Below are 20,904 nucleotides of genomic sequence, written 5' to 3'. Positions count from 1 at the left end.
ACGGAGGCTGATTGAGAATGAACATGACACCAAAATGGCTGGAATGGGCGAAGCAAATTCAGGCACTTGCTCAGACCGGGCTTGCCTACACCAAGGATGTCTATGATGCTGAACGCTATGAGCTGCTCCGTGAAATCAGCGTTGACATATTGGATAGCTATACAACGGTGGATCGAGAGATTATTGAACTGTCGTTTGCCAATGAACGTGGATACGCGACGCCAAAGGTCGATATTCGCGGCGTTGTTTTTAAGGATAACAAGGTACTGCTCGTCAGGGAGAAGCATGACGGGGGCTGGGCATTGCCCGGGGGCTGGGGAGATATTGGACTGTCTCCATCCGAAGTAGCGGTGAAGGAAATCAAGGAAGAGGCAGGATATGAAGTGAGGCCGGTTCGTTTACTCGCAGTACTGGATAAGAAATTTCATCAGCACCCTCCAGAGCCATATCATGTCTATAAAATATTTATTCAATGCGAAATTGTCGGTGGAGAGGCCGCAGCAGGGCTTGAAACGAATGGCGTAGCCTTCTACGAGGAGAACCATCTTCCACAGCTATCGCTCCAAAGAAACACTGAGGAGCAGATCAAAACGATGTTCGGGTTCCTGAGGAATCCCGATCAGCCGACGATTGTTGATTAAAGGGTAAGATTCTCATAAGCAGTCTATATCGGTGATTGATTAACCGATTAGGCTGCTTTTTTTGTGGTTCTGAGAAGGATTGCTGCACTTTTTCATTGTGCATAAATTCACTAAGTATCCAATCGTTGTACTATTTTAGCCAATCATCGTTTCATAACAAGTCAAATCACAGTTGGTACAATTATTATTGAAAGCGGATACAGGTGGTCGCGGAACAGTTACAATAGTACGCTGATGCCGCAGTACACACTAAGGATATTTTCAAAAAGGCAATAGTCATCAAGAGAAAGGGGAGAGCTGCAATGAGAGAGACGGGCATGAAGCGGCTGACGAGCGGAGCCTTTTTTATGGGGCCTGCGCTTTTGATTTTCGCCGCGATTATCATTGTTCCTATTGGCATGAGCATGTATTACAGCTTGTTTCAGTGGGATGCGATTTCGGCCATGATATTCACCGGAATGGACAATTATACACGGCTGTTTCAGGATCCGGTTCTATGGATTTCGCTGAAAAATTCACTGTACCTTACGTTGGGAGCATTGCTGATTCAACTGCCAGTCGGACTGTTTCTGGCGATTTTGCTCGGCTATAAGCTGAGAGGCTCCAATTTTATGAAAACGATCTACTTTACGCCAGTCATGCTGTCGACTGCGGTGCTGGGCATTCTGTGGGCGCAAATCTATGATCCGAACTTCGGCCTGCTGAACAATCTGCTGATCAAGCTCGGCCTACAGAGCTGGACGCATGCCTGGCTCGGGGAGACGGGGACGGCACTGGCCTCAGTCATCGCGGTCGTTGCCTGGCAATTTATCGGCTTCTACGTCGTTGTATATTTCGCCGCGCTGCAAAATATTTCGGACGAAGTACTTGAGGCGGCGAGGGTCGAAGGAGCTAGTGAATGGAGGATCGTATTCAACATTCAGATTCCGCTGATCTGGGGAACGATTACGTTCACGGTACTGAACTGCGTCATCAACTCGCTGAAGTATTTTGACCTGATCTATATTATGACGGGCGGCGGCCCCAACAACTCCAGCGAAGTTATTGCCAGTTATATGATGAAGAACGCCTTCAAGCTGATGGACTACGGCTATGGCAGTGCAATTTCGACTTTCCTGCTGCTGTTTGGGTTGTTCCTGGCATTCTTTATTTTCAAATTGCTGAACAAGGGCAGTGCCAAATTTCAATAGGAAAATCGCAAGCTCTAGGAAGCTTAAACGTAGGCAATAGAAGCTTATGAATGGATTTAATTTCATCATCCTAAAGAAAGGAGAGGGTCATCTTGCTTAGAGCTCATGCAGCAGCGCATTCTCAACAGCCGAAGACCACGGGAGTGAACAGCGAAAGACGATTTTTTAACCGAAAAACTGCCGTGAGATCCCTGCTGTACGTCATTCTGCTCACTCATCTGGTATTTACGGGGTATCCGTTCGTTTGGATGGTCATCTCATCCTTTAAGAGCAACAAGGAATATTTCGCGAATCCGTGGGGATTGCCATCGGAGTGGCGGTTTGATAATTTTGCCAAAGCGTGGAACGAGGGAATCGGCGGCTATTTGTTCAACAGTATGTACATTACGCTGTTCTCTGTGATCGGTCTGCTTATCGTGGCGACCTTGATCGGGTTTTATTTTGCAACTCGTCCGTTTAAAGGCTCCGGTCTTTTGCTGGGGATGTTCTTTCTAGGCATGCTTATACCGGTTCACAGCACGCTGATTCCATTGTTCATGATCTCGAATCGGATCGGTACTTATGATACGTTTTGGGCCTTGTTTTTTCCATACATCGCTTTTAACCTGCCGGTGGCGGTGTTTCTGTCTTATGGATTTTTCCGGGAGGTGCCAAGGGAGATCGAGGAGGCGGCAACCGTGGACGGCTGCGGTATTTACCAGAGCTTTTTCCGCGTATACTTTCCTTTAGCTAAGCCGGTGCTGGCCACTGTGACCATCGTTTCCTTTTTCAATATCATGAATGATTTCGTCTTTCCGTTAGTGATGATTTCCAAAGAATCTTTGAAAACGCTGCCGATCGGACTGATGATGTTTAAAGGCAACTTTAGCGCAGACTATTCACTGATCAGCGCGGCATTGGTCATAACTACAGCCCCGATTCTAATCATGTACATGTTCCTGCAGAAGTACGTTCACAAGGGGGTTGTGGCTGGCTCGGTAAAGGGCTAGAAGCAGGGACAGGCTGGGGTTTATAATAAAACTAACAAAACGAGGGGGAACACCAATGAAGAAGGCATTCGTACTAGTGATGCTTGCTGTATTGCTTACAGTTACGGCATGCTCCAATCAAGGAGAGGGCAAGAAGCAGGCGGGCGTAAAGGAATTAACGATGTGGAGCATGGAGACGCGAAGCCGGGAAACGATCGAGAACTCGATTAAAGAATTCAATGATGAGCATCCGGATATCCGGCTAACCGCCGAATTTTTTGAAGACGAAGCCTTGAAAACGAAAATGAAGGTAGCGATTGCGGGCAATCAGCTGCCGGACATCATTACGTATTGGAGTGGGGAAACATTCGATACGCTCGTCTCGACCAGCATGCTGGGAGATATTACGGAAAGCTTGAACCAGGATGCAGAATTCAGAGATAATGTGCTGCCAGGCGGTTTGGATACATTTACTTACGAGGACAAGACCTATGCGATTCCCGTCTTATTCAGCGGCGTATCACTTTGGTATAATAAAGAGATCTTCACCGAGAATGGCTTGACTCCGCCTACGACTTATGATGAACTTTTGACTGTGGTGGATCAGTTGAATGCGAAGGATATTACGCCGATTACGATCGCTGGCAAAGAACGCTGGCCGATGCTGCACTGGTTCTCTTATTTGGCTCAGCGCATCGGTGGAACGGAGCCGTTCGAGAAGGCCAAAAATGGGGAAGCCGATTTCACGCAGGACAGCTTCGTCCAGGCTGGCGAGATGCTAAGAGAGCTGGCTATCGATAGAAAAGGTTTTGTAAACGGATTCTTAGGATTGGATTATGCTGCTGCAGAATCGCTGTTCGTGAATGGACGCGCGGCGATGTATTTACAGGGCGAATGGGCGATGGAGGCTTTTCTGAACGATGAGTTCGCGGAGAAGGTAGGCTTCGTGCCATTCCCTGCGGTGAGCGGGGGCGAAGGCAGCGTCAATGTGTATCAAGGCGGCTTCGGCGTAGGTATGGCGATTTCCTCGAAGGCGGATCAGGATGCAGCTTATGCCGCGATTCGTTTCCTGTCCAGTCCAGAACAAAGAAAGGAAATTTACGAGGGCGCCAACATCAGCCCGATGAAAAATCCGGGACTCGACGACTCCAAGATGCATCCGCTCGCTTATGAATACGATAAGTCGATTAGTGATAACTTGGAAGGCTTCTTCGGATACTACGACCAGACGCTCGACGCAAGACGTGCCGACCAATTCCTTGACCTGATGGGAGCCATCGTAGGTCAGAGCAATAATGACGTGAAGGAAGAACTGGCGAAGATCAAGTAAGGGCTGCGGCGAATCGAATCATATAAGTTGAATTAAAGAATGGATGCAGGGAAGAGAGAACAATGATTCCGAGGAAGAGATTATCATAGTACGTGATCATCATAGTACAAGATCATCATAGTACGTGATAGTACAAGATAGCTTAGTGCACGCAACTTAAAGAATTTTAAGGAGAAGTTATAACAGTTAAAGCTGCAGTTTGCAGTGATGCAGACAACTAGAACAGAAGTGGAGGAATATGCGGTGTCTGAAATTATCAATCCGATTTTGAGGGGCTTCAACCCAGATCCATCGATTATTCGGGTGGGCGATGATTATTATATCGCTACTTCAACGTTTGAATGGTTTCCGGGGGTGCAGATCCACCATTCTCGGGATTTGAAGAACTGGCAGCTCATCGGCCATCCATTGAGCCGGACGAGCCAGCTGGACATGATGGGGAATCCAGACTCCGGCGGAGTGTGGGCACCCTGCCTGAGTTATCATGAAGGAACTTATTATTTAATATATACCGATGTCAAAAGCCATATGGGACCGTTCAAGGATACGCATAACTACTTGGTTACCGCGAAGGATATTCGCGGCCCGTGGTCAGAGCCGATCTACCTGAACAGCAGCGGCTTCGATCCCTCAATGTACCACGAGGAGGATGGCACGAAATGGGTGCTGAACTTGGTCTGGGATCACCGCAAAGGGAATAACCATTTCGGCGGCATTGTCATCCAGCAGTACTCGGAGGAGGAGCAGCGGCTGGTCGGCCCGATCCATAACATCTTCCGGGGAACGCCGCTAGGTTTGACAGAAGGGCCTCATATTTATAAAGCCAACGGTTATTATCATCTGATGACTGCGGAAGGCGGAACCCGCTACGGGCATGCGATCACGATGGCGCGTTCAGCTACGCTGCTCGGCACTTATGAGGCTGACCCGAATGGTCCGCTGCTGACCTCGGCGGATCGCCCGGAAGCTGCGCTGCAGCGGGCGGGTCATGGCAGCCTGGTGGAGACGCAGCAGGGCGAGTTGTACGTTGTGCATCTGTGCGGACGGCCGCTGCGGCCATCGATGTGCTGCACGCTCGGCCGGGAGACGGCCATTCAGAAGGTGGAATGGACGGAGGACGGCTGGCTGCGTCTGACAACGGGTGATCATGAGCCGCAGGTGCGCGTAGCGGGGCCGAGCTTGCCGGAGCATCCATTTGCACCGGAGCCGGAGACGGAGCACTTTGACGGCGTGGAGATCAGTCGCCACTTCAGCACGCTGCGCGAGCCTCTCGCCGAGGGGTGGGCGACGCTGAAGGAGCGCCCGGGCTATCTGCGGCTGAAAGGCCGGGAGTCGCTGTATTCGCATCACCGGCAAAGTCTGGTGGCGCGCCGGCAGCAATCTTTTCTGGCAGAAGCCGAGACGGTTGTCGAATTTGCGCCGGAGACATATCAGCAGCTGGCAGGTCTGATTTATTACTATAATACGAAAAATTATTATTACCTATGGATCAGCTGGGATGAGGAATTGGGCAAATGCTTAGGCATCATGTCCAGCGACCGTGGAGTGTATGACGAGCCCCTAGAGTCGCCGATTTCTATCGAGGGCTGGGAACGCTGCTATATGAAGGCGGTCATTCGCAGGGAGGTGCTGCGATTCTACTATTCCAGGGATGGGGTAGAGTGGCTGCCGATCGGCGGGGAAATGGACGCAACCAAGCTCTCGGATGAGAACGCGGAGCTGGTCAAGGACGGCATTGCTCTGGATCAGGGCTTTACCGGAGCTTTTATCGGCATATGCGCCCAGGACTTGAGCGGCCGCCAGTTGCATGCCGATTTCGATTATTTCACATACCGCGAGCTGGATGAGTAGATACAAGCTTCGGCCAATGATTCGAGATAAGTGAAGTGCAGGATCTTAATATATTCTATGTTTGAGCCGGAGAGGCAGAAGTTTAACAATTTCAAACTAAGGGAGAGCTGACTATGTCGAATATGATGGATGCAGCCATACTGAATAGACCGATGGATATTGAAATCAAGCAGGTGCCCATTCCTAGCATTAAAGAGGATGAAGCACTCATCAAAGTGTACTGCATCGGCGTCTGCGGCTCGGATGTTCATTATTATGAGCATGGCCGGATCGGGCGTTATGTGGTGGAGAAGCCAATCATTCTTGGTCATGAGCTGGCTGGGGAAGTGATGCAGGTGGGGGCGAAGGTAAGCAATGTGGCGGTAGGCGACCGGGTCGCCGTGGAGCCGGGAGTCGCTTGCGGACGCTGCGATTATTGCAAATCTGGCCGGTATAACCTTTGCCCGGACGTCGTGTTTATGGCGACGCCTCCGGTCGATGGAGCTTGGGCAGAATATGTTGCTGTACGCAGTGATTTCTTGTTCCAACTCCCGGATGAGATGAGTTTTGAAGAGGGGGCTCTGCTGGAGCCGCTTTCGGTAGGCATGCATGCGATGATCCGCGGCAAGGTAAGCCCGGCTGACCGGATGCTCGTTACAGGGCTTGGCCCAATTGGACTTCTCGCGATCCAAGCCGCTAGAATTTACGGCGTCACAGAAATTTATGCGACCGATGTTGTTCCGTTCCGCCAGGAGCTGGCGATGAAAATGGGAGCAACTGCTGTTATTGATCCGTCGAAGGAGAATCTGAAGGAGCGCCTTGCCGAACTGACCGGTGGGAAAGGCGTTACCGTTGTCGTCGAATCCTCCGGTAATGGCCGTGCCATCGCCGATGCGTTTGGCGCTGTGAATCGCGGAGGCCGGGTTGTTCTGGTCGGCATGCCGGCGGCGTCGGAAATTCCGGTCGATATCAATACGATCATTGATGGCGAAATCGATGTCTACGGATTGTTCCGCTACGCGAACACGTATCCATCGGCGATCCAGGCATTGAGCAAATCCGATATCGACATTGAACAGGTCATTACACATAAATACGCGCTCCAGGATATTCAGGAAGCGATCGAAGTCGCTCGTACGGAGAAGGAAACAAGCATCAAGGTAATGATTTATCCAAAGCTGTAGTCGGGCTTCCCGCCCGATTCGCTATTCCCCTTAGAACAATCTGGAGGCAATAAATATGAGACTGCTGAGCAAACTAGGCTTGGACAAGACGAGAGGGCAAATTTTTGTAGGCTTCATTGTTATGATGATTATCGTGTTGTCTTTAACGGTCAGCAGCCTCTATTATTTACTGTCCAAGGTGCAGAAGGAGAACGCTGCTCTATATATCGACGAAATTGCCGAGCAGGTTGGCGGGCGATTGGAATCCTTGCTCAGCGAGATTAATGTTCTAACTCTGCAACTGACGATGGATGAACGGATTCAGGAGCAGCTTGCCGATGAATTGCAGGGGCAAGCTACGACTTACGATGAGAAAATGCAGCTGCGTAAAATTTTGATCGATAAAACAGCATATTCGGAGACGATCCGGGAAATTGAGCTGTTCTCTGAGGAGAACAGCCTTTACCCGATTGTAGACCAAACGATTACCGGGCGTGTTGGCGAACGTTATATCCAGGAAGCGAACGATGTAAATCAGGTTGGGTCGATGATTTGGATCGGCCTTGACCCGCAGAATGCAGGGGATTTGCTGGCGATCCGGCGGATTAAGCTGGAGAAGCTGGATTATCGAAACGGCGGATATTTGGTCATTCGCATCAAGCCCTCCCTCATTGAGTTCATCAGTAAAGATGTCGCCAAAGCAAAGGGCAGCATCATGCGGCTGCTCGATGCAGATGGCAATGAGATTTCGCTGACAAGGACGGGGAGCACTTTGGCTTTGCCTCTTCCCCCCGACGGAGACGGGATCAACAAGGAGGACTACGTCACGGTACAGCGGAAGATCAAGGCGACCGACTGGCAGTTGGAGATTATGATTTTGAAGGAAGCTTTAACGGAGGATATTCATTTCCTGCAGGACGTCCTGATTTGGGCCAGCACTCTCAGCATCATCGTTTTTGCGCTTCTATCCTATTACCTTTCCTTGCTGATTACTTCTCCGATCAAAAGGCTGACAAGAGTGATGCAGAAGGGAAAAAGCGGGACTCCTCGCGAAAACCCTGATCAATATTTTAACCGCGAGGTCAATCTGTTGAACGTGAAATACAACCATATGGTACGGGAGATCAACCACCTAATCAAATCAGTCTATGAAAAAGAACTGATCAAGAGCAAGAGCGAAATTAAAGCGCTGCATTCGCAAATCCATCCGCACTTCTTATTTAACACGCTCGATTCGTTGTATTGGGCGCATATCCGCAAAGGAGAGGATGAGCTCGCTCAAATGGTCATTCGCCTTGCCGACTTGTTCCGCTACAGTATTCAATCGAAGGGGGAAGACGGTTTTGTGACGGTGGCTGAGGAACTGGAGCAGGTAAAGCGTTATGTCTATATTATGAAAATGCGTTGGCACGAACGGTTGCAGGTCAAGATCCGTGATAACCCGGCAGTGCATGAGCTGAGGATTCCGAAGCTGACGATCCAGCCGCTTATTGAGAATGCGATCGTTCATGGGATTGAACCGCTGGAAAGCGGAGGAATGATTGAGCTGATAATTCGGGAGCAGGATGGAGTTGTCTCGTTCATTGTTGCCGATAACGGTGTCGGCATGACCGCGGACAAGCTGGATGAGATTAGAAGCCGACTGCAAAATGAGATGAATGTCGAATTTATGTCCAGCGGCAAAGGGATTGGCATGTTCAACGTCAGCAAGCTGATTCAGTTCCATTATGGCGCTGATTACGGCATTCAAATCTACAGTCGTCCCCATGAAGGCACTGTCGTTGAGGTGCGGATTCCAGCTGCTCGGGAGGAGGTGGAACCGGATGAGCATACCGGCGATATTAGTCGTTGACGACGAATACAACACGAGAATGGGTGTATCCTATACGCTGCAGCAATGGAAGGGCGACAAGGCCGAAATCGCTGTGGCGGAAAACGGGATGCAGGCGCTGAAAATGCTGCGTGAGCGGGAATATGATGTGCTCATCACCGATATCCGCATGCCTCTGATGACCGGCATCGAGCTTCTGGAAACGCTGCGTGAAGAGAATAATGAGGTTGCCGCCGTTCTGCTCACCGGATTCGCGGAATTCGAATACGCACAGCAGGGATTGCGGCTTGGGGCCATCGATTATCTCTTAAAGCCAGTGCAGCAATCCGAGCTCATTCAGACCGCCGAGAAAGCCCTGAATGCGGCTCGATTAGCGAAAGAGCGAAGGGAGCGACTTAAGAAGCAGCAATCCCGTCAGCTTAAACCAGGGGAATCACAACAGGAGGACGGAGAGCGCAGCCAAGGGAAAGACCCGCTTAGTTTGCATACGAGCAATGAGTACGTGGTCAAAGCGCTTCAATATATCGATGAGCATATTTCCGACGTGTTGACGATCAAGGAGGTGGCTCAGCAGGTTCATCTCAATCCGAGCTATTTCAGCGTGTTGTTCAAGGAGGAGGCGGGGCTTACCTTCATCGACTACGTCACTCAGCTTCGGATGAAGAAAGCGAAGGAGCTGCTGGAAGGCTCGACCCTAAGCTTGGATGCTATTTCGGAGCAAATCGGATTGCAAACGACGAGCTATTTCATCCGCATGTTCAAGAAATTTGAACACATGACCCCAAAACAATATCGCGATCAAGTGAAAATGAGATAAGCCTGTTCATAACCCGGCGCCGGAGAGACAACTCTCCGGCGGTTTTTTTTCGAAAAAGGAAAAAAGGGCTTTACAGTTGTTCGGTGCTAGTGTACTATTCAACTATAACACTAGTACAAGGGAGTGGAATGATGAGCGTACTCGAATTAGAGACATATCCTACCGTGCTTTCGGTGAATCAGGTGAGCAAGAAAATAGGGAGCAAGTACCTTGTAAACCGGCTGTCGTTTGATATACAAAAAGGAGAGATCGTCGGATTGCTGGGGCCTAACGGGGCGGGCAAGACGACAACCATCCGGATGATTGTCGGGCTTATCTCCATGAGTGAGGGCGATATTCTAGTTAAGGGTAAGAGCGTGCGCCGACATTTTACGGAGGCGATCAGCCATATCGGCGGTATTATTGAGAATCCTGAATTCTACGGCTATATGAGCGGCTACGATAATTTGAAGCAGTATCAACGGATGACGGAAGGAATTACAAAGGGGCGGATTCAAGAGGTCGCGAAGCTGGTAGGACTGGAGCAGGCGCTGCATAAGAAGGTAAAGGCGTATTCGCTCGGCATGCGTCAGCGGCTGGGCATCGCGCAGGCGCTGCTGCACAGGCCGTCGATTCTTATCCTTGACGAGCCGACGAACGGGCTTGATCCGGCAGGCATCCGGGAGATGCGGGATTATTTGAAGCAGATAGCCCGGGAGGAAGGGATTGCGATTCTAGTATCCAGCCATTTGTTGTCGGAGATAGAGCTGATGTGCAGCCGGATCGTCGTGATCCAGCAAGGCGAACTCGTGACGGTAAGAGATTTGGATACGCCGCAAAATGAGATGGAGTACGTGAAGTTGAAGCTGCGCATCGATGATGCCGGACGGGCCAAAGAAAGGCTTCAGCGAATGGAGGAGGTTACCATTGCTGGAATTGCTGCGGAGCAAAGAGAGATCACAGTTGTCGTGCGCGATCGTCATGTTCCTCGTCTTGTGCAGGCGCTGGGTGAAGAGCGGATCGGCTTGTACCGGATGGAGGAAAGCCGGGAATCGCTGGAAGATGAATTCCTCAAATGGACGGGAGGGAATTGCATTGCGTAGTTTTGGTAATCTCGCATGGAATGAATGGCTGAAAATGTTCAAGAAGCGCAGTTTTTTCGTACCCTTTGCGATCATTACAGTATTCATCTTACTGTTTGCATATTTGACCCAGTTTATGGGGGGACTGCAAAATGTCCTGACCGCTCCGCAGTTTGCGGAGGTCGTCGTGGCGAAAAATGGGCTGGGACAGCTCCTGGTTATACTGGGCATCATCAGCACGGCGGGCATCGTTTCTAAGGAATTCAGCGGCGGTACGATCAAGCTGTTATTGATTCGCTCGGTCAGCCGCAGCAAAATTCTAGCCTCCAAGTATACGATCGTTTTATTGTATTCGATAGTGCTGACGCTGTACTCATTATTCGTAGGGCTGGCTACGGGAGCAGTGATGTTTGGCTTCTCGGGGATTGCCGAGCTAAGCAATTTGCTTGCCGCTGCGCTGTACCATGGCGTATATATGACGATCTATGTGACCGTCACGTTTATGATCGGGACGCTCATACGTTCCGGCGGAGCGACGATTGGGATCGGAATGACGCTGCTTATGCTGGAAGGGCTTATCGTTGCCATGATGTCCAGATATTCATTCGGTAAATATTTGCTTTTTGCGAATGCTGATTTGTCGGTGTATGCAAACGGCAGCCCGCCATTCCAGGGAATGACCATGACTTTTTCGCTCATCGTATTGGCTGTTTATATGTTCTTGTTTCTCGGAGCTAGCTTTGTTACGTTTAAGAAACGGGATGTCGCCTAAGGGGCATGGCTCCGGAAGGCATAGGGCGGAAAGGGGTACGACACATTGTGAGTATTGAATTCGATAATAATTTGCCGATTTATTTGCAGATCATGAACTATATCAAGAGAGAAATCGTCACTGGCAAGCTGAAGGCGGGAGACAAGATACCATCCGTTCGCGAGCTTGCTGCTGAGCTGCAAATTAATCCGAACACCATACAACGGACGTTCCAGGAACTGGAGCGGGAAGCGATTGTAGAGACGAGAAGAGGGTTAGGAAGATATGTGACAAGTGAGGAATCGAAAATTATGATGATCAAAAAAGAAATGGCGGGAGATTTGCTGGAACGGTTCATTCATGGCATGCAGGAGCTCGGATTTACGAGTGAGGATATCGCCGCGATCGTCGCTGAAGCGGTTCATATCGATTCAAACGAATCTAACGACTAAGGCTTTAGTCAGATCATTGTTAGAGAAGGGGAACGAATACAGTGAATAATATACTGGACTTTCAAAATGTATCCAAATCCTACGGTTCCAAGAAAGCTTTACGCGATGTTTCTTTTTCTGTCGGGGCTGGAAAAATCGTCGGTCTGCTCGGAACAAACGGCAGCGGCAAAAGCACGATTATGAAAATCGCTGCAGGGCTTATACGGCCTAATCGCGGAACGGCTGCGGTGATGGGTAATCCTGCGGGCCTCCAGACAAAGACGGACGTAGCCTTCATGCCGGATCAGCTCTTAACAGAATCTTGGATGAAGGTTCGTGATGCGGTTCATTTCTATCGGGATTTCTACCAGGACTTTGATGAAGGAAAGGCGCGCAAGATGCTTGAGTTTATGAGCTTAAATGAAAAGGATCGGATCACCTCTTTGTCCAAAGGGATGAACGAGCGCCTGCATTTGACTTTAACGTTATCGAGAAACGCCAGGCTGTATTTGCTGGATGAGCCGATTGGCGGAGTTGACCCGGTTGCGCGGGATAAAATTCTTGATGCCATCGTTGAATTTTATAACGAGGATAGCAGTTTGCTCATCTCGACCCACCTCGTAAGGGATATCGAGCGGATTTTCGATGAAGTCATTTTTATCCGCGAGGGTGAAGTCGTAATGCAGCAAGAGGTAGAGGAGATCCGAATGAAGTATGGCAAAAGTGTCGATGACATGTTTAAAGAGGTGTATGCGTAATGTTGAGGCTGCTTAAGTACGATTGGAAGCGGAACGCGAATCTATCGCTCGGACTTCTTGCTGTGCTGGTTGTTCTGCAAATCGCAATCGGAGTCGTAGGCAATGTCAGAGGCTGGGAACAGTCGATCATGTTTATGCTTTCCATTATGCTGTATGTGATGACCGGAATTATTCTGATTATTCTTGCGTCAAAGACGTACGAGAATAACATGAAAGCCTACAGCCGCAGGTTACTGCCGATTCGTCCGATGTGGAATGCAGTATCCTGCATAGTCCTATGGTGGTTGTTTAACATAGTGTTAGGGGCTGTAGCCTTTATTCATTATTGGATTTATAGTCGATTTGTCTATTTTGACTTATGGTGGCCGCAGGAGCTGGTCGTTGCTGATGTGCTGGGCTGGTTCGAAATTATTTTTCTAATAGGCTGGTCCCTCACCTTTTTGATGCTGAGCATTCTTGTGTCGATGACGATCGGAGCCAGTGTAAGTTTACGGGGCAAAGCAGGTACCTGGGTCGGACTCCTTGCGTTCATTTTGATTCAAAATGCAGTGGGATTGGTCGAGCAGTGGCTCTTTGGAGGATATGATATGATGCTGTTTCGAATCGGCAGTGTGCAGCACTCCACTATGGGTGTGAATGCCGAGGTCATATCTACGACTCCGTTGCTGTCGGCAGGACAGCTGCTGTTTGAGGGAGCGATCATGGTGTTGATGCTGGTGCTTATCGACTATTTGCTGAGCAAGAAAGTCGAAATATAGAGAGAGTCTCGCGCGGCACGCCGCGCGAGGTTCTTTCGTTTGGATAAGCTGAGGAGCACATCCACTCCTCACCCTTTACTTGTGCTTATTATAGCTTACTGGTTTATAGAATGGGCTCTATGTTGATCGTCTTTACTTTTAGGCTCGAGTCATACTCCAGTTTGGCATACACGGCAAATAAAGCAGGGGACACACTCCCCGGAACGGTTGCGGTAATTACGTTATCGGTGACGCTGTAGCTAATCATCGACTCGAACGCGACCTCTTCATTCCACATCACTGCATCCGATTCAGAGTAGGTTCTCTCCACTTTCTTGCCGGTCGTCTCGACCATGACTTTGATTTGATCCTCGTTATGTATAATTTGCGAGGTGATCTCCTTTTCTATAACCTGCAGGGGATTCTCGAAGGCAAGCTCAGATAGATCCTCTTTATTGAGCACATGAATTTCTTGTTCATTTACACCTGTTCCATAGCCGCTTGTCAGGATTATGATAATTTCATTCTGATTGTCGCCGTCGACATCTGCGATGTGAACGGTAGGCTGGTACGTTGGGTTAGTTACGTTCTTCCAAGGGAAGGTCTTGCTCAGCTTGCCGGCTTGAACGGTCAGACTAGTATAAACATCTGAATCTGCAGCTGCCGGCGCAGAAATGATGATGTCTTCGGCTTTGACTAGATGTATTAAGTCCTTATCGTCGGTTGTTGACGAGTATGCGTTGCCGTTATTGCTGGTAATGCTGTTCTGGTTGTTGCCGCTAGGGCTGCTGCAGGCAGCAAGCGCAAGAGCTATCGCCGCGGATAGCATACATATATTTAAATATTTATTTATCAAAATAAGCAACTCCTTTTATTGGAATATATTTACGACTCGTTATAATTTAAAAAGGCTAAGCAGGATAACCTGTTTAGCCTTTTTACTGCATGCGAGAGATGTATTATGTCTTGCTCTTTCGACCGAAGATCAGTTTCTGGCCGATAATGCCAATCACAAATATAATCAGGCTGTCCCAGGGCGATACGGTGAACACGGGCAGCAGCCGAGTTAATATGAGGCCGACTACTGCAATGGCTAGAGTAGTTCCGAGATAAATCCCGAACATCTTCGGGTTGAATTTCGCAGATTGGTGATCGGGATGCTCTTGTTGCTCCTGCTCTGTTCGCCGTTTAGTCCCTGGGCCGAGAAATCGGGTTACCCCTTCGATCAGCAGAATCGAGAGAACAGCGATAAGAAGCAGGGAAGCCGTACTAATTTGGGTGTATTCGAGCTCACCGCCAAACCATTTGCTGAAAAATCCTGTGAGCATGTAAATAAAGAATACCCAAGTCAATGCGACCCAGGGAATCATCGTATAGTATTTGATTTTGTCCTGCAGGCTGCGGGGCTTCCTCATCAATACATCATCGGCAAGCTGCTCGCAATAAGCCTTCGGATCATCACCGAATAATTCTGAAGCCGAAATATTCTTCTCTTGGTTCTTAATAATGCGCCGAGCCAGCTCAAGGAGAACCTCTTCTCCTTTGGCCTCGGTCAACGAACTGGAGCCAGAACGAAAATACATCACCATTTCTCCGAAATAAGCCTCATTAGCCGGGGACATCTGCCCTCTTAATTGATTCGTCTCTCTGATCATCTCATGAATGTACATGAATCTTTCCCTCCAGGCGGATTGGCTAAGATTGCAATCTCCCATATATGTGTTTGAATTACCGATTTTCTCCAGTAGTATACTTCATATTCGAGGTTTCTCGCAAGGGTCCTCGGAAGTGTCCTTGAGAGTGAGTCTGGAGAATCACGGGGATACCGAATAAAAAAATGGTGTCACTCCAACAATAATAAGCAGGGAGAAGCGGACAATATTCTTCCAAATCCAAACGAGCGAGGTGCGATAGCCATGGGACAGTTCAGTTCAGAGCTAACTCGGAAGTATTTGCTTAACAGTCACTCGAGGGGAAGTCTAGATGAGGTGGCGGCGATGGATGCAGTGTCTACGGATCAACAACTCCGGGAGGATTATTCTGAGCCATGGCTTGGCGAGGGCAGCCAGGGAGTAGATTCGATGGAAGGCCAGCAGTTAACGCAAAATTTTTTTCGTCTGTATTATGAATAATAGTAGAAGCGATTGACACCTAGCCTCGTGTGATGCTAAGATAAGTTTATAATTCACATTAAACTTATCGGATTAATTGATATATGGCATTACAGTCGAGGGAGGGCAACGCGGATGGAACGGCAAATCGTTATTCAGCATGGGGAAGAGAAAATAACAGCTAGTATTCATTACCCCGGGGAGACAGCTATCAAGCAAGGACGGTGTAAGGATCGAGTCCCGCTGATCGTCATTTGCCACGGGTTTGTAGGCAGCCGAATCGGGGTAGACCGCCTGTTCGTCAAGGCAGCCCGGGAACTGGCCAGTGAGGGAAACCTTGTCGTACGATTTGATTATATCGGCTGCGGCGAGAGCAGTGGGGATTACGGGCAAGAAGGCATCGATTCCATGATTGCGCAGACGCGCACGGTTCTGAATTACGGACTCAGCTGCGGGGACATTGACCCGACTCGGGTCATCCTGATCGGACATAGTCTGGGAGGAGCGATTGCGCTGCTCACCGCAGTGCGTGATCGGCGCGTTAAGAAGCTTATTCTTTGGTCCGCTGTCGGCTATCCTTTTAATGATATCGTGAAGATTACTGGTAGGGACGTCTATGATAGGGCCAAGGCCGGAGGGGTGGCCGATTATCTTGGCTATGGGTTAAGTCCCGTGTTCTTTGACTCGCTCGGCACCTATCAGCCTTTCCAGGAGGCGATCAAGTTTTCCGGGGACGTTCTTGTTATTCATGGGACATCGGACGACGCAATTCCAGTGGACTATGCATTTCTTTTTCAGAAGGTGTTCTGGATGCGTCCTGAGGGCCGCTGTGATAAAGAAATTATTTTTCAGGGCGATCACACCTATTCTTCAAGCGATCACCGCGATGAATTGCTGCTTAAGACGAAGGAGTGGCTCAATGGTCTGGAAGCTGTCCAGACGGATTGGCAGCATTGGATGATATAGGGATAGGGACAATATATCAAGGCAATTCAATAGGGGCATCCAGAAAGTCGGTGACAACGGACTGCTGGACAGCCTCTTTTTGCTGTTATGGTGGCGGGTGCGGTTTAGCTTTCAAAAACGGCCGCATTTCGTTGCATAACGCTGCTCAGTTCCGCCAGGTAGTGCCACTTATTGGACAGCTCATTTCTATGACAGTAAAGGAAACGCGAATCATGTCTTTCCGTCACATGGACAATCAGCGTATAATATGAGGAAAAACATGGTGTTCGGAGGAAAGAAATTTGAACTATTCTAATCGATCAAGCCGATCAAAACTTATGCTGCTGCTCTTATTGGTGTTTAGTTTATTTATTATCCCCGCTTGCGGACAAGGGAAGGCCGCTATGCCGGGAAACGGAAATGAGATTCAGGATACGCCGGAGCCCATCTTCGAGGAACTGGTGGCGGAGGAGCCTGCGTTCGCATACAAAGCGCCGTTGACGGGCCTGCCCTCGGAAGAGCCAATTACCCGGAGGCCGCTGGCGGTGATGATTAATAATGCCCCAGCGGCGAGACCGCAGTCCGGGCTCGGTCAAGCAGATATTGTATACGAGGTGCTGGCTGAAGGCGGGGTAACCCGACTTATCGCGATCTATCAAAGCGGTGACGAGACGACTCGGATCGGGCCTGTTCGCAGTATACGTCCATATATGATTGATCTGGGCGAGAGCTATCATGGCGTACTCGTCCATGCGGGAGCGAGCAATGACGCCTATGCTATTCTTCAGCGGCAGCACAAAGAGGATCTGGATGAGATTACGAATGCCGGAGCCTATTTTTGGCGGGATAAATCTCGGAAAGCACCGCATAATTTGTATACCAACATAGAGAAGCTGCTGGAAGGGACAGCTAAACGAAATTTTGCCATTGAAGACGAGGAGGTGCCGACTTATCCGTTCCGCGATGAAGAAGATCCGGGTGAAGGAGTTCCCGTTCAAAAGGTTGAGGTTAAATTTCAACTCGACAATTATCGGGTAAGCTATGAATATGACTCTGCTGCAAAACTATATAAACGTTCTATTAATGATTCACCACATAATGATCTCGACACAGGGAGTCAATTGACAGCTACTAATGTGGTTATTATGGGGGCGGATCATAAGGTTCTAGATGATGTCGGCCGTCTAAGCGTGAATCTGGAAATGGGCGGCGAAGCGGTTATATTTCAACGGGGCCAAATGATTCGCGGTCAATGGATACGTAAATCCGGCGACGTTATTCGTTTTGTGAAGGACAATGTGGAGATTCCTTTTTACCCCGGGATTACATATGTTAACGTTGTGCCAAATCAACCGGGTTTTGAAACTCGGTTTACAGTCGAATAAGTCGAATAATTAGGAAAGTATTTCATTTCCGTGCAAATTTAGGGATGATAACGGTAAACAAAGGGTAATTATAGAAGGAAGACGTGAAATGTTTGTAACAAAAGTGTTCATGTTGTCGCTAATTGTGTTAAGATATTCAAGGTTATGTCATCCGAGTGTATCAGAAACACACTTAGAGAAAAGGGGATAAGAGATGCGAGCGAAAAAGAAGGATATCTTTTTCCAAACATTAGAGAATATGGCGGATACGATCGTGCATTCGGCGGATTATTTCGCCCAGCAGGTATCGGAGTTAAAGGATGTAGAGCAGTTTGCCAAGCAAATGAAGGAATTTGAGTCGAAATGTGACGGTTTTACGCACACAATTATCGTCGAGCTGAACAAAACGTTTATTACACCGATTGAACGAGATGACATCATGAACTTGACGACAACGCTCGATGACGTTATCGACGGCCTGGAGGCAACAACCTCTCGTTTCTTTATGTATCATTTGAGTGAGCCGGACGAGCATATTGTTCAGTTCGCTGAAATTTTACGTACTTCTGCTTATGAAATTCAAAAAGCGGTTCATTTGCTATCCCAGAAGAAGCTGCTTGCGATTCGGGAGCATACCATTCGCCTGAACGATTTGGAGAATCAGGGAGACGAGCTGCTGCGTATTTGCATTAAAGAGCTGTTCGCAAAAGTTACTGATCCAATCGTTTTAATTAAGAAGAAGGAAATTTATGAACGTCTCGAAACGACGACAGATGCGTGCGAGCACGTTGCCAATATGCTGGAATCCATTATCATGCGCAATTCATAAACATAACTTCGCTTTATCATTCACTATTCGGGAGGTTGGAATTGCGCGGATGATATACAAATACAACGATCTGTGCAATAAATGAGACTATGGATACGAGTTTAATCATCATACTGATTGTCATCTTTCTGGCGCTAGCCTTTGACTTCATCAACGGGTTCCATGATACAGCCAACGCGATAGCCACCTCGGTATCGACGAGGGCATTAAAACCGCGGACAGCAATTATTCTTGCCGCGGTTATGAACTTTGTCGGGGCCATGATGTTCACGGGCGTAGCGAAGACGATTGGCGGTAGTGTAGCCGACCCAGCCAAGCTGGATAACGGCCTGGAGATTCTAGTTGCGACATTGCTTGCGGCGATTATATGGAATTTGGTTACCTGGTGGTTCGGTATCCCTTCCTCTTCCTCGCATGCATTGATCGGCGCTCTGGCTGGTGCGGTTTTTGTTGGCGCTGGCTCTGAGAACCTGAACTGGAGCGGGTTTACGACAATCATTCAAGGACTTATATTTTCTCCATTGATTGCCTTTGCTATCGGTTATGTCGTGATGCATGTTCTAAAATGGATTTTCGCTAAACGAAGTCCGCATACGGTGAATAAAGGGTTTCGTTCGATGCAGGTTGTAACGGCAGCGATTCAAGCCTTCACTCACGGCACGAATGATGCACAGAAGGCAATGGGGATTATAACTTTTGCTCTCGTAACGGCCAATTATCAGGACAATATGGACGTACCTTTATGGGTTAAGGTCGCGGCAGCTACTGCGATGGCACTCGGAACATCGGTCGGCGGCTGGAAGATTATTAAGACAATGGGTACAAAAATATTCAAGATCGAGCCGGTCAATGGCTTCGCAGCCGATTTGTCGGCGGCTTCGGTTATTTTTGGCGCCACGCTGTTCCACTTGCCAGTGAGTACGACGCATGCAATTACATCCGCGATTTTGGGTGTAGGCTCCGCGAAACGGTTCTCGGCGGTGAAGTGGGGAGTTGCCGGACGCATTGTGGTCGCTTGGGTCATTACGATCCCAATCGTGGCTGTCCTTGCCGGATTAATTTACGTTATTTTGTTTTAAATCGCATTAGAAAAGCCAATCACTTAGGGTTAATACTGAGGATTGGCTTTTTTGAATAGGTACGGCCATAGACTAGAGTTCATGGAATGGGTAAGGAGGGTGGAAATGCTGCGCATTATGGGGATCACGCATGATCATAAAGTTAAGCCTGGTCTTTCCCTAGAGGAGGTTCATCTTGGACGTTATGCATGGTGTTGGGTAGATTTCAATGAACCGACGGAGGATGAATCGGGGCTGCTGGCTTCTTTTTTCGGATTCCATCCTCTGGCGATCGAGGATTGCCTCCACGTCCTGCAGCGGCCGAAGCTGGATTATTACGAGGATTATCAGTTTCTGGTGCTGCATGCGATGAACCCAGAAACGCTCCGTACGGTCGAGGTTGATTTGTTTATCGGGAACAGCTACATTGTGTCTTATCATAAAAAAACGCTAGCTGAGGTCGATCAAGCCTGGGATAAAATGCTGAGCCGCACGCATGATCGTAAAATTTGGTCACAGGGGCCTTACGCTGCCGCTTATATGATTATCGATAGCCTGGTGGACAATTATTTTCCATGTGTATATTCGATTGAGGACGATCTGGACGAGCTCGAGAAGCAAGGAAGCCGGGAATCGGTCGAGATGTTGATGAATCAGGTATTTACACTGCGAAGCCGTCTGCTCAAGCTGCGGCGTACGATTGTACCTATGCGGGATTTGATGTATCGCGTGCTGAACTCCCAGCATATTCAGGGGGAGAAGGAGCCGCGGGTGCATTTCTCTGACATTTATGATCATCTGTTAAAGCTGTCTGAAATGATCGACAGCAATCGGGAAATGACAGCGGATTTAAGGGATTCTTATATTTCGCTGAACTCCAACCGGATGAATGGGATCATGAAGACGCTGACGGTTATTACGACCGTGTTTATGCCGCTTACATTGATTGCGGGAATTTACGGGATGAATTTTGTAAATATGCCTGAACTGGAGTGGAGATATGGCTATTATTTCGTTCTTGGAATTATGGCAACGTTAGGCATATGGATGATTCTCGCATTCATGAAACGAGGCTGGTTTAAATGAGGG

The 20,904-nt window shown here is 48.7% G+C and carries 21 protein-coding genes; 19 read left to right on the top strand and 2 right to left on the bottom strand.

All coding sequences use genetic code 11. The features are described 5' to 3' along the window. Positions 1-23 precede the first annotated feature (23 nt). The 13 genes from CZ379_RS25465 (at position 24) to CZ379_RS25405 (ending at position 13,529) form a co-directional block, all read left to right on the top strand. Positions 24-641: an NUDIX hydrolase gene (locus tag CZ379_RS25465; RefSeq protein ID WP_110934562.1), complete on the top strand. Its 618-nt coding sequence runs from the start codon at positions 24-26 to the stop codon at positions 639-641. 302 nt (positions 642-943) lie between these two features. Next, complete coding sequence (locus tag CZ379_RS25460) at positions 944-1,831, top strand: carbohydrate ABC transporter permease (RefSeq protein WP_199925786.1); 888 nt, start codon at positions 944-946, stop codon at positions 1,829-1,831. Positions 1,832-1,923: 92 nt separating this feature from the next. Next, positions 1,924-2,820, top strand: a complete 897-nt coding sequence (locus CZ379_RS25455; RefSeq protein ID WP_110934182.1) for a carbohydrate ABC transporter permease — start codon at positions 1,924-1,926, stop codon at positions 2,818-2,820. Positions 2,821-2,875: 55 nt separating this feature from the next. Beyond that, on the top strand, positions 2,876-4,129 hold the full coding sequence (locus CZ379_RS25450; RefSeq protein WP_110934181.1) for an ABC transporter substrate-binding protein: 1,254 nt from the start codon (positions 2,876-2,878) through the stop codon (positions 4,127-4,129). A 243-nt stretch (positions 4,130-4,372) separates the two neighbouring features. Continuing rightward, positions 4,373-5,980 carry a glycoside hydrolase family 43 protein gene (locus CZ379_RS25445; RefSeq protein ID WP_110934560.1) on the top strand — a complete coding sequence of 536 codons (1,608 nt, stop codon included), beginning with the start codon at positions 4,373-4,375 and terminating at the stop codon, positions 5,978-5,980. Between the two features lie 113 nt (positions 5,981-6,093). Then, entirely contained in the window at positions 6,094-7,143 is a 1,050-nt protein-coding gene (locus CZ379_RS25440) for an NAD(P)-dependent alcohol dehydrogenase (RefSeq protein ID WP_110934180.1), read from the top strand. Positions 7,144-7,198: 55 nt separating this feature from the next. Continuing rightward, positions 7,199-8,974 (top strand): sensor histidine kinase, encoded by a 1,776-nt coding sequence (locus CZ379_RS25435; RefSeq protein ID WP_110934179.1) that lies wholly within the window; start codon positions 7,199-7,201, stop codon positions 8,972-8,974. Further along, positions 8,946-9,770 carry a response regulator transcription factor gene (locus CZ379_RS25430; RefSeq protein WP_199925785.1) on the top strand — a complete coding sequence of 275 codons (825 nt, stop codon included), beginning with the start codon at positions 8,946-8,948 and terminating at the stop codon, positions 9,768-9,770. The genes CZ379_RS25435 and CZ379_RS25430 overlap by 29 nt, the downstream gene beginning before the upstream one ends. A gap of 131 nt (positions 9,771-9,901) precedes the next feature. Continuing rightward, positions 9,902-10,852: an ABC transporter ATP-binding protein gene (locus CZ379_RS25425; protein ID WP_110934177.1), complete on the top strand. Its 951-nt coding sequence runs from the start codon at positions 9,902-9,904 to the stop codon at positions 10,850-10,852. Further along, a complete protein-coding gene (locus CZ379_RS25420; RefSeq protein ID WP_110934176.1) occupies positions 10,845-11,603 on the top strand; it encodes an ABC transporter permease in 759 nt (252 codons plus the stop codon). The genes CZ379_RS25425 and CZ379_RS25420 overlap by 8 nt, the downstream gene beginning before the upstream one ends. A gap of 47 nt (positions 11,604-11,650) precedes the next feature. Beyond that, on the top strand, positions 11,651-12,034 hold the full coding sequence (locus CZ379_RS25415) for a GntR family transcriptional regulator (RefSeq protein ID WP_110934559.1): 384 nt from the start codon (positions 11,651-11,653) through the stop codon (positions 12,032-12,034). A gap of 41 nt (positions 12,035-12,075) precedes the next feature. After that, complete coding sequence (locus tag CZ379_RS25410) at positions 12,076-12,771, top strand: ABC transporter ATP-binding protein (RefSeq protein ID WP_110934175.1); 696 nt, start codon at positions 12,076-12,078, stop codon at positions 12,769-12,771. After that, positions 12,771-13,529 (top strand): hypothetical protein, encoded by a 759-nt coding sequence (locus CZ379_RS25405; protein WP_110934174.1) that lies wholly within the window; start codon positions 12,771-12,773, stop codon positions 13,527-13,529. Before CZ379_RS25410 ends, CZ379_RS25405 begins: the two co-directional genes overlap by 1 nt. A 103-nt stretch (positions 13,530-13,632) precedes the next feature. On the opposite strand, the gene CZ379_RS25400 is transcribed toward CZ379_RS25405, so the two are convergent. Continuing rightward, positions 13,633-14,364 carry a hypothetical protein gene (locus CZ379_RS25400; RefSeq protein WP_110934173.1) on the bottom strand — a complete coding sequence of 244 codons (732 nt, stop codon included), beginning with the start codon at positions 14,362-14,364 and terminating at the stop codon, positions 13,633-13,635. Positions 14,365-14,467: 103 nt separating this feature from the next. Further along, positions 14,468-15,178, bottom strand: a complete 711-nt coding sequence (locus tag CZ379_RS25395; protein ID WP_110934172.1) for a DUF1129 family protein — start codon at positions 15,176-15,178, stop codon at positions 14,468-14,470. 246 nt (positions 15,179-15,424) lie between these two features. On the opposite strand from CZ379_RS25395, the gene CZ379_RS26465 reads away from it, so the two are divergent. From CZ379_RS26465 to corA, 6 genes are all read left to right on the top strand, one after another. Then, on the top strand, positions 15,425-15,640 hold the full coding sequence (locus CZ379_RS26465) for a hypothetical protein (RefSeq protein ID WP_199925784.1): 216 nt from the start codon (positions 15,425-15,427) through the stop codon (positions 15,638-15,640). A gap of 114 nt (positions 15,641-15,754) precedes the next feature. Continuing rightward, on the top strand, positions 15,755-16,585 hold the full coding sequence (locus CZ379_RS25390) for an alpha/beta hydrolase (protein WP_110934171.1): 831 nt from the start codon (positions 15,755-15,757) through the stop codon (positions 16,583-16,585). A 317-nt stretch (positions 16,586-16,902) separates the two neighbouring features. Then, positions 16,903-17,949, top strand: a complete 1,047-nt coding sequence (locus tag CZ379_RS25385; RefSeq protein WP_110934558.1) for a DUF3048 domain-containing protein — start codon at positions 16,903-16,905, stop codon at positions 17,947-17,949. A gap of 193 nt (positions 17,950-18,142) precedes the next feature. Continuing rightward, complete coding sequence (locus tag CZ379_RS25380; protein ID WP_055109632.1) at positions 18,143-18,757, top strand: DUF47 domain-containing protein; 615 nt, start codon at positions 18,143-18,145, stop codon at positions 18,755-18,757. A gap of 89 nt (positions 18,758-18,846) precedes the next feature. Continuing rightward, complete coding sequence (locus CZ379_RS25375; RefSeq protein ID WP_110934170.1) at positions 18,847-19,836, top strand: inorganic phosphate transporter; 990 nt, start codon at positions 18,847-18,849, stop codon at positions 19,834-19,836. A gap of 105 nt (positions 19,837-19,941) precedes the next feature. Continuing rightward, positions 19,942-20,901 (top strand): magnesium/cobalt transporter CorA, encoded by a 960-nt coding sequence (corA, locus tag CZ379_RS25370; RefSeq protein ID WP_110934169.1) that lies wholly within the window; start codon positions 19,942-19,944, stop codon positions 20,899-20,901. Positions 20,902-20,904 lie beyond the last annotated feature (3 nt).

The sequence above is a fragment of the Paenibacillus bouchesdurhonensis genome, assembly GCF_900155685.1.
GTDB classification, from domain to species: Bacteria; Bacillota; Bacilli; order Paenibacillales; family Paenibacillaceae; genus Fontibacillus; species Fontibacillus bouchesdurhonensis.
This window is presented reverse-complemented; position numbering and strand designations above follow the sequence as displayed.